Source organism: Mesorhizobium sp. GW821-FHT07A06 (assembly GCF_059419085.1).
Genome location: NZ_JBWKRC010000002.1, coordinates 833,265 through 842,996, shown reverse-complemented (window position 1 = coordinate 842,996; position 9,732 = coordinate 833,265). Strand labels below are relative to the sequence as shown.

Genomic DNA, 9,732 nt, shown 5'->3' with positions numbered 1-9,732 from the left:
GGGCTCCTTTACTGACGATGCCAGTCATGTCGCCACACCTAGCGCCACCGACGGCTCCAGCTATTTCGGCGCTGATCCGCATATCACGCTGGACAAGAAGACCAACGGCGTCGACCACGGCCTTAACATCTTCCAAGGCCAGGCTGTGACCTGGACCTACGATGTCAAGAACGACGGCAACGTCGCGCTCGCCAACGTCGTCGTCAAGGACGACAATGGCACGGTCGGCACTGGTGATGATTTCAATGCCACGGCGATAACCAGCGGCGGCTTCAACACCGGCGACATCAACCACAACGGCCTGCTCGACACCAACGAAACCTGGCATTTCAAGGCGACCGGCACAGCGCAACTCGGCAGCTACGTCAACAATGCAACGGCCACCACCAATGCCTATGTCGACACGGCCGGACATTCGCTGACGCCGCTCGCCACCGACAGCAGCGACTATGAGGGCTTCTCGAACAAGGCGCTGACCCAAGGGTTCTGGGGAAGCCATTCCGATGCGTGGGATGGTGTCACCGGCCACGAAAGCAATCCCACCAAGAGCGCTTTCAACAGTGGCGTCATCTGGGGGCTGGACATCAACCCGCGCCACGACGGCAACCTGCTGCTCGGCGACAGCAATGGCAACGGCGTTGCCGACGCCGGCGAACACACCCTGCTGATTTCGAATTCCCTGGCCAAGGCCATAGAATCGAGTTCGACCGGCGGTGACGCGCGCGTCATCATGCTGCAGCAGGTGATCGCCGCTCAGCTCAACATAGACAACCACGTTGCCCAGCCCAACGACTTGATCACCGAGGCGATGATGTGGCTGAAGGGCGAGGGGGTATGGGCCGGACTCAACGTCAATGTCGACGGAGGTGACGGGATTATTGATGGAAACGCCGCTGGCACGGGGTTGGCAGGGTCCGCGCTGAAGACAAGCTCGACGGCCTGGACCAAGTATGTCGACGTCACCGATCCGAGCTCCGGCATCACCGACTGGAACGGCGGCAAGGAGGCCGATGGCGAGGGCCTGAAGAACGCGCTGATGTGGTTCAACCAGGGGCAATTGGTGACATCCGGGGCAGGCGGCCATGTAGCCTGGTTCGATGGGGCCAACATCATCGACGAGCATCCCAACACGCTCGATCAATTCTGGCTCACCTTGCACGAAGTGGGGGGCCTCACGGGCATCGCCTGAGGCCGGCGTCCGGCCTTTCGGCCGGGTGTTTGCCGCAGCTTCGCCCGCGTGAAATGGCATGGAAAGGGGCTTCACCATCTTCACTTCGGCGCAGGCCAGGATCAGGTCCTTGGGTCTGGTTCTGATCGCCTGCGCCCTTTTTCTTGCCCTCGGCGGCGTGCTGACAACGTCGGCGGGCATCTGGTTGGTCTGTCTGGCGCTGGCGATATCCGGCGCGCTTGTGCTGTTCCGGAGACGCAATCCCTTTCGCGCCGAAACCGGTCCGGACGCAGCCCCCGGCGCCGCGGCGACGGCGCGAAGGGCTGCCGGGTCCAGTACCCGGCAGCCCAATATCCTGCAGCAGGGATCGGAACTCTCGGCGGCAATCAAATCCTGCCGCTCCGCCTTTATCGCCATTGCGCTGTTCAGCGGCGTCCTCAATGTGCTGATGCTGTCCAGTTCGATCTACATGCTCGAGGTCTACGATCGCGTGCTGCCGAGCCGCAGCGTGCCGACGCTGATCGGCCTCAGCCTGCTCGTCGCCATCCTCTATGCCGGGCAAGGCGTGCTCGATTTCATCCGCGGCCGCATCCTGGTGCGCATCGGCGGCGCCCTCGACGAGGCGCTCGGCGCCCGCGTCTATTCCAGCGTCCTCAAGCTGCCGCTCAAGGTCGGGCGCAATGGCGACAGCATGCAGCCGGTGCGCGATCTCGACAGCGTGCGGACCTTCCTGTCCGGTTCCGGCCCGACCGCCTTGTTCGACCTGCCGTGGCTGCCGCTCTATCTGGTCATCATCTTCATGTTCCACGTGCTTCTCGGCGTGACGGCCCTGATCGGCGCGATCGTGCTGGTGCTGTTGACCGTCTTTGCCGAGCGGCTGACGCGCAAGCCGGTCACATCAGGCACCCAGACCGGCATCATCCGCAACGGCCTGACCACGACCGGCAACCGCAACGCCGAAGTCATTGCTGCTCTCGGCATGGGCGGCAGGATGGCAAAACGATGGGAAGAGGCCAATCGCGACTATCTCGCCGAGCAGCGCAGCGTCAGTGACATTGCCGGCGGCTTTGGCGCCGTGTCCAAGGTGCTGCGCATGCTCTTGCAATCGGCAATGCTCGGCATCGGTGCCTGGCTGGTGATCGAGCAGCAGGCGACCGCGGGCATCATCATCACCGCCTCGATCCTGAGTGGCCGGGCGCTGGCGCCCGTCGATCTGGTCATCGCCAACTGGAAGGGCTTCGTGACCGCGCGGCAGGGTTGGCTGCGGCTGACCAGGATCCTCGCCGCATTACCGGCCGATGCCGAGCCGATGGCCATGCCGGCGCCGAGCCGCCACGTCTTCATGCAAGGTGTCAGCGTCGTGGCGCCCGGCACGCAGCGTCTTCTGCTGCAGGATGCCAGCTTTGCGCTGGAAGCAGGACACGCGGTCGGCATCATCGGCCAGAGCGGTTCGGGCAAGTCGACGCTGGTCAGGGCGCTTGTCGGCGCCTGGCCGTCCGCCGCCGGCAGGGTCAGGCTCGATGGCGCCGACCTCGACCAGTGGTCGCCGGAGGATCGCGGCCAGTTCATCGGCTACCTGCCACAGGACGTCGAGCTGTTTGCCGGCTCGATCGCACAGAACATCGCGCGTTTCGAACCCGGCGCCGATCCCGCATTGGTGATTGCCGCCGCAAGGGCAGCCGGCGCGCATGATCTCATCGTCGGTTTCCGCGACGGCTACGAGACGCAGATCGGCGAACTCGGCGAGGCCGTCTCGGCCGGCCAGCGCCAACGCATCGCGCTGGCACGCGCTCTCTACCGCGATCCGTTCCTGGTGGTGCTCGACGAACCGAACTCCAACCTCGACGCCGAAGGCGAGCAGGCGCTGTTCCAGGCGATTGTCTCGGTGCGGCAGCGAGGCGGCATCGTCGTGCTCGTGGCGCATCGGCCTAGCGCGCTCGGCACGGTCGATTTCATCCTCGCCATGAGCCAGGGCCGCGTTCAGGCGTTTGGGCTCAAGGAAGACGTTCTCAACAAGCTGTTTCCGCGGCCGCAGCCGGCCGCGGCCACCGTGCCGCACCTCAGGCTCGCCACCGAAGGGCCGGCGACGCCAGGCACGGTGGCGGCGGCGGGCGAGTGATTGGGGGAACGATGCAGAGCTCCTCTCACCAATCCATCCGGCATTACTTGCATTTGGGCCTCATCGCGGTCGCGCTGCTGGTCGGCGGTGTCGGCGGCTGGGCCTCGCTGACACGGATTTCGGGAGCGGTCATCGCCTCCGGGGTTCTCGTCGTCGATTCCCATGTCAAGGACGTGCAGCATTCGACCGGCGGCATCGTCGGCGAGATCGCGGCGCGTGATGGTGACCGCGTCAAGCGCGGCGCTCTGCTCGTGCGCCTCGACCCGACCGTGCCGGCGGCCAACCTTGCCGTCGTCACCAAGGCGCTCGACCAGTTGGCGGCACGCGAGGCGCGCCTCGAAGCGGAGCGCCGGGGCGCGGATGTCATCGCCTTTCCGCAGGACCTTCTCGATCGCCGCGGCGATCCGGCGATCGCCGAGCTCATGGCTGGCGAGCAACAGGTTTTCGAGACGCGACGCGCGGGGCGTTCCGGCCAGAAGAGCCAGCTGCAGGAGCGCATCCTGCAGCTGCAGAAGGAGATTGGCGGGGACACGGCGCAAGCCGATGCCAAGTCGCAGGAAATCACGCTCGTCGAGGAGGAACTGGCCAGCATACGCGCGCTGTGGAAGAAGCGGCTGATCTCGATCGACCGCCTGACCGCCATGGAGCGCGAGTCGGCACGGCTCGATGGCGAGCGCGGCCAGCTGACGGCGGCCCTGGCGCAGGCCCAGGGCAAGATCGCCGAGATCAATCTGCAGATCCTCCAGATCGACCTCGAGCTCGGCACCGACGTCAACAAGGATCTGCGCGAGATCGACGGCAAGGTCGGCGAATTGACGGAGCGCAAGATCGCCGCCGAGGACCAGCTCAGGCGCATCGACATCCGCGCGCCCCAGGATGGCGTCGTGCAACAGTCCATCGTCCACACCATCGGCGGCGTCATCACCCCTGGCCAGACGATCATGCAGATCGTGCCCGACAGCGACAGCTTGACGGTCGAAGCCAAGATCGCGCCGAGCGACATCGATCAGCTCTGGGTTGGCCAGCCGGCGGCGCTGCGCTTTTCAGCCTTCAACCAGCGCACCACGCCGCAAATCAACGGCACGGTAGAGCTGACTTCGCCGGACACCACGACCGACCAGCGTACAGGCATCAGCTACTACACCGTTCGCATCGCGACCACGCATGCGGAGGTGGCGCGCCTCGGCGAGGTCAAGCTGGTTCCCGGCATGCCCGTCGAATCTTTCATCAAGACCGCGGACCGGACCGTGATCTCCTATCTCGTCAAACCGCTGCAAGATCAGATCAGCCGCGCCTTCAGGGAATGAGGGGATTCTGGAGCAGGGCCGGTGCGACCGGACCACGGCTGGCGGGCAGCGCACGGCGTCGTGAACAAGATGTGTAACGAAAATCAAGGGCCATCCGTCTATGGTGCGACGGAGGCCATGAGATGTCGCGCACTTATGATCTTGCATCCGATGTGATCCGGCGTGTCTATGAAAGGCGGATAGAGGCGCCGGCGATCCTCGATACCGCTATCGAATTTCCCAACGCGGCGAAATTCATCGACGCGTGGCGTGAAATCCGCGGCGAAGCGCTGGGCGTGCATCTGGGCAAGGTGCCGCGTTTTCACGACATCATGCCCGAGCAGGCCGAAATCTCGGCCAATGACGGCCTCGACTGGCGCATGTTCGTGCTCAAGGCCTATGACATGGCGGTTCCGGAGAACCTTGCGCGGATGCCGGTTCTCAGCCGGTTGCTTGCCGAATGCCCGGAAGTCAAATCGGCGGCTATCTCGTTCCTCGCGCCGCGCAAGCACATTCCCAGCCATCGCGGACCCTTTCGCGGCATCATGCGGTTCCACCTCGGCCTGGTCATCCCGCGACAGGCCGATGGCCGCCCGGCAACCGTCATGATGATCGACCATCAGGAGAAGCGGATCAGCGACGGCGAAGGCATGCTGTGGGACGACACCTATCCGCACGAGGTGATGAACAATGCCGATGAAGCCCGCATAGCCCTTCTGCTGGATGTCTGGCGTCCGGGAATGCCCTGGGACATGGAAGTCCTGTCCAGGCTGATCGTGCGCGGCGTGCAGGCGGGAATGCGGCGCAGGGGCGTGTCGTTCGGCGGCTGAGCCGGCGGCGGGCGACAGCGCCGTGCGACGGCCGTGTCCCATCAAGCGCCGCGCGCTGTCTCACGACAGGCGGGCCGGTTCGGCCTATCCCGATGCCGCCAGAGGGCTTCTGCCCGGCGGCGCGGAGGATAGCACCAAGTGACATCGATACCGGTTGCAAGTCGCGAAGCGGCACCCTTGCCCGTCGCGGCGCTGATGGGCGCGATGGTGTCGATCCAGATCGGCGCCACCTTCGCCAAGACCCTGTTTCCGGTGATCGGTGCGCAAGGCACGACGACGCTGCGGCTGGTCGTCGGCGCGCTGATGCTGATCGCGGTGCTGCGTCCGTGGCAGATGCGGCCGACGCGCGCCAACTTGCCCTGGCTCGTCGCCTATGGAGTGACGCTCTGCGCGCTCAACCTCCTGTTTTACGCGGCTCTTGCCAGGATCCCGCTCGGCGTCGCCGTGGCGCTCGAATTTTCCGGGCCGCTGCTGGTGGCGACACTGACGTCGCGGCGCGCCAGCGACTTTGCCTGGATCGCGCTGGCGGTGGCAGGCATCATCCTTCTGTCGCCCTTCATCCATTCTCAGCAGCCGCTTGACCCGACCGGGGTTATGCTGGCGCTGGCGGCCGGCGGCTTCTGGGCGCTCTACATCGTGCTCGCCCAGAAGACGGGCGCCGAGCTTGGCACCCGCACCACCGCCTATGGCATGGCGATCGCCGCCGTGCTGGTGCTGCCCTTCGGTATCGCCGAGGCCGGCACGGGGCTGCTGGCGCCGTCGATCCTGGTCGGCGCCCTGCTCGTCGGCCTGTTTTCCAGCGCGCTGCCGTTCTTCCTGGAGATGGTGGCGCTGACCCGGATGCCGGCCCGCATCTACGGCACGCTGACCTGCCTGGAGCCGGGGCTCGGCGCGCTCGCCGGCTTCCTGTTCCTGCATGAAAGCCTGAGCCCGGCGCAACTGGCCGGTATCGCCGCCGTCATCGCGGCGGCCGCCGGCACGGCGCTGACCTCGAAGCCACCGGTGCCGTCGCTGGAGTAGGGGTACCACAGCGCCGTCCTCGCCGGTGCCTTCGGTGTCACGGCGGCCAATGCCGCGTTCGCGCCGATCGACTGCGGCTGAATGGTCACACCGATCGGGAAAGCGGTGTGTCGCTTTCCCGGACAATTCCGGTGCGACCCAGCCCAAGACGCAGCCGGCGGACAATGCAACACCGGGGGCCTCGACCACACCTGGATCGCCACGGAGTATTTTCGTGGCGAGGACCACAACATATGGGGCGGCAGACAAACAATGAAAATCATTCTTCTCGCGACGGCCTTCATTCTGGCGCCTGTCGGCATGGCGTGCGCGGCCGACCTCAATGAGGTCTCGCCTGTTGCCGGCTACGACTGGTCCGGCCTCTATGCCGGCGTCGACGCGGGCTACGCAGCCGGAAAATCCAATCTGTTCATCGCCGGCGGCGGGTTCGGCGGCGGATCCGACCTCAACGTGCCGCTTGATCCGGACGGTTTTGTCGGCGGCATCCATATCGGCGCCAACTACCAGATGGCGAACAGCTTCGTGATCGGCGCCGAGGCCGACATCGCCTACAGCAATGCCGACGGACTGACACCTGTCGACACCGGCGGCGGTGGCGTCACCACATTGCTCAAGAGCGAACTCAAATGGGAGGGATCGGCGCGGCTGCGGGCGGGCTATGCGTTCGACCGGACCTTGCCCTACATCACCGCCGGCGTGGCCGCGGCCAAATATGAAGTGACCGCGATCAGCGCCGGCCCCGGCGGCGAAATACCGTTCCACGACGAGAGCCATGTCGGCTGGACCGTTGGCGCCGGCATCGAGCACGCTTTCACCGACAGGTGGATCGCGCGGGCCGAATACCGCTACTCCGATTTCGGCAGCCAGGATCTGTCGATAGCGGCCGGCCTGCCCACGGAGACGAAGGTCGACCTGCAGACGCACGATGTCCGGGTAGGGCTCAGCTACAAGTTCTGATCCCCCAGAGCGAACAATACCCCGCGCCGACCTTTCCGGCGCGGGTCCGCAATCCGTCGTCGCTTCGGCCTTCGCCGGCCGCCGACTTCGGCTCCTCTTGGACTCGCCAAAATACAACCCATATTGAGTCCATGGAGCTTTGAGCGTGACCTTCGCGCGGGTGGCCCTTCTTGCCGCGGCCTTCGTCGCCGTGGCTGTCTTTTGTCCCTTCTCTTCGGCCGGGAGCGAGAGGGTCGCGCTGAGCGTCGCCATCGACGGCGCCATCGGGCCGGCAAGCAGCAGGCAGCTCGAGGAAGCGCTCGATGCCGCCGCCAAGCGGGACGCCTCGGTTCTTATCCTGCAGCTCGACACGCCGGGCGGGCTGGTCACCTCGATGCGCGAGATGATCGCCGATATCCTGGCTTCGCCGGTGCCCGTCATCGGCTATGTGGCGCCGGCCGGCGGCCATGCGGCCAGCGCCGGCACCTACATCCTCTATGCCACCCATGTCGCGGCGATGGCGCCGGGAACCAATCTCGGCGCCGCGACGCCGGTCGAGATCGGCGGGCTGCCGTCGCTTCCTGGCGGCGAGAAGGACGACCAGAAGGACAAGAGCGACCAGAAGAGCCAGGGCGGACGGCCGGCCGGCGACGCGATGATGGCCAAGGTGACCAATGACGCGGTCGCCCTGATCCGGTCGCTTGCCGAATTGCGCGGGCGCAATGGCGACTGGGGCGAGAAGGCGGTGCGCGAGGCGGCGAGCCTGTCGGCCAATGCGGCGCTGCAGGAGCATGTCATCGACTTCGTCGCCCGCGACACCACCGAACTGTTGCAACTGGCCGACGGGCGCACCGTCGATGTCGCCGGCAAGAAAGTGGTGCTGGCGACCAAGGGGCTGCCGGTCGAGACGCTGGAGCCCGGCTGGTTCATCCGGCTGCTCGGCGTCGTCACCGATCCGAACGTCGCCGTCATCCTGATGCTGGTCGGCGTCTATGGCATCGTCTTCGAGTTCACCAGCCCCGGAGCGGTCGCGCCCGGCGTCATCGGCACGCTTTGCCTCGTGCTCGGCCTCTATGCGCTCGACCTCCTGCCGATCAACTATACCGGCCTTGCCCTGATGCTGCTCGGCCTCGCCTTCCTCGTCATCGAGGCCTTCAATCCCACCGTCGTGCTTGGGCTCGGCGGCGTGGCCGCCTTTCTGTTCGGCGCCGCCATGCTGCTGCGGGTAGAGGGCCCGGGCTTTGCCATGTCCTGGGCCGTCATCGGTCCCGCCGCGGCGCTGACGCTCGGGCTGGCGCTGCTGACCGGCACCTATGTCTGGGCGGCGCGCAAGAACCCGCCGCGCGTCGGCGGCGAAGCCATGCGCGGGCAGCCGGCCGAGATCCTCGACTGGCAGGGCGCCGAGGGCCATGTCCTGGCCCTGGGCGAGCGCTGGCGGGCGAGGGCCGACGAACCGATCGCGGCCGGCGACAGTGTCGAGATCACCGATATCAGCGACCTCGTGCTGACGGTGCGGAAGCGCGACGCGGCAAGGAATGGAGCAACACAATGATGATTGGTTATGTCGCCTATCTGGTCGTCGCACTGGTCGTGATCATGTTCCTGTCCTCGGCCATCCGCATCCTCAGGGAATATCAGCGCGGCGTGGTCTTCACGCTCGGCCGCTTCACCGGGGTCAAGGGGCCAGGCCTCATCATCCTCGTTCCCTTCGTGCAGCAGATGGTGAAGGTCGACCTGCGGGTGGTGGTGCAGGACGTGCCGCCACAGGACGTGATCTCGCGCGACAATGTCTCGGTCAAGGTCAACGCGGTGCTCTATTTCCGCATCGTCGACGCCGAGCGGGCGGTGATCCAGGTCGAGGACTACATGGCCGCCACCAACCAGCTGGCGCAGACCACGCTGCGCTCGGTGCTCGGCAAACATGAGCTGGACGAGATGCTGGCCGAGCGCGACAAGCTCAACAGCGACATCCAGGAGATCCTCGACCAGCGCACCGATGCGTGGGGCATCAAGGTGTCCAATGTCGAGATCAAGCATGTCGACCTCAACGAGAACATGGTCCGCGCCATCGCCAAGCAGGCCGAAGCCGAGCGGCTGCGGCGCGCCAAGGTGATCAACGCCGAGGGCGAACAGCAGGCGGCGGCGAAACTGGTCGAGGCGGGCCGCATGCTGGCGGCCGAGCCGCAGGCCATGCAGTTGCGCTATTTCGAGGCCCTGCACGACATCGCCGGCGAGCGCTCGTCGACGGTTGTGTTCCCGCTGCCGGTGGATCTGCTCAGCCAGTTCATGAAGGGGCAGGGGAAGTGAGGGACGTGCACGTAATCTCCCCCCTCGAGGGGGATGTCGCCGAAGGCGACAGAGGGGGTCGGTGCG

At 65.9% G+C, this 9,732-nt stretch carries 8 protein-coding genes; all 8 read left to right on the top strand.

Annotation, left to right across the window (positions count from 1 at the left end):
* A partial coding sequence (locus AC07SZ_RS09555; protein WP_494914045.1) for a DUF7507 domain-containing protein occupies positions 1 to 1,189 on the top strand: 1,189 nt, incomplete at its 5' end.
* Positions 1,190 to 1,520: 331 nt separating this feature from the next.
* Positions 1,521 to 3,287: a type I secretion system permease/ATPase gene (locus AC07SZ_RS09550; RefSeq protein ID WP_065005374.1), complete on the top strand. Its 1,767-nt coding sequence runs from the start codon at positions 1,521 to 1,523 to the stop codon at positions 3,285 to 3,287.
* 11 nt (positions 3,288 to 3,298) lie between these two features.
* Positions 3,299 to 4,594 carry an HlyD family type I secretion periplasmic adaptor subunit gene (locus AC07SZ_RS09545; RefSeq protein ID WP_056571278.1) on the top strand — a complete coding sequence of 432 codons (1,296 nt, stop codon included), beginning with the start codon at positions 3,299 to 3,301 and terminating at the stop codon, positions 4,592 to 4,594.
* A gap of 122 nt (positions 4,595 to 4,716) precedes the next feature.
* Positions 4,717 to 5,403, top strand: coding sequence for an aspartyl/asparaginyl beta-hydroxylase domain-containing protein (locus AC07SZ_RS09540; protein WP_172372952.1), 687 nt, complete (start codon positions 4,717 to 4,719; stop codon positions 5,401 to 5,403).
* Between the two features lie 138 nt (positions 5,404 to 5,541).
* Positions 5,542 to 6,423 carry an EamA family transporter gene (locus AC07SZ_RS09535; RefSeq protein ID WP_494914044.1) on the top strand — a complete coding sequence of 294 codons (882 nt, stop codon included), beginning with the start codon at positions 5,542 to 5,544 and terminating at the stop codon, positions 6,421 to 6,423.
* A 252-nt stretch (positions 6,424 to 6,675) separates the two neighbouring features.
* Positions 6,676 to 7,380 carry an outer membrane protein gene (locus AC07SZ_RS09530; protein WP_056571284.1) on the top strand — a complete coding sequence of 235 codons (705 nt, stop codon included), beginning with the start codon at positions 6,676 to 6,678 and terminating at the stop codon, positions 7,378 to 7,380.
* Positions 7,381 to 7,525: 145 nt separating this feature from the next.
* Positions 7,526 to 8,911, top strand: a complete 1,386-nt coding sequence (locus tag AC07SZ_RS09525; protein WP_494914043.1) for an NfeD family protein — start codon at positions 7,526 to 7,528, stop codon at positions 8,909 to 8,911.
* Entirely contained in the window at positions 8,908 to 9,666 is a 759-nt protein-coding gene (locus AC07SZ_RS09520) for a slipin family protein (protein WP_494914042.1), read from the top strand. The genes AC07SZ_RS09525 and AC07SZ_RS09520 overlap by 4 nt, the downstream gene beginning before the upstream one ends.
* Positions 9,667 to 9,732 lie beyond the last annotated feature (66 nt).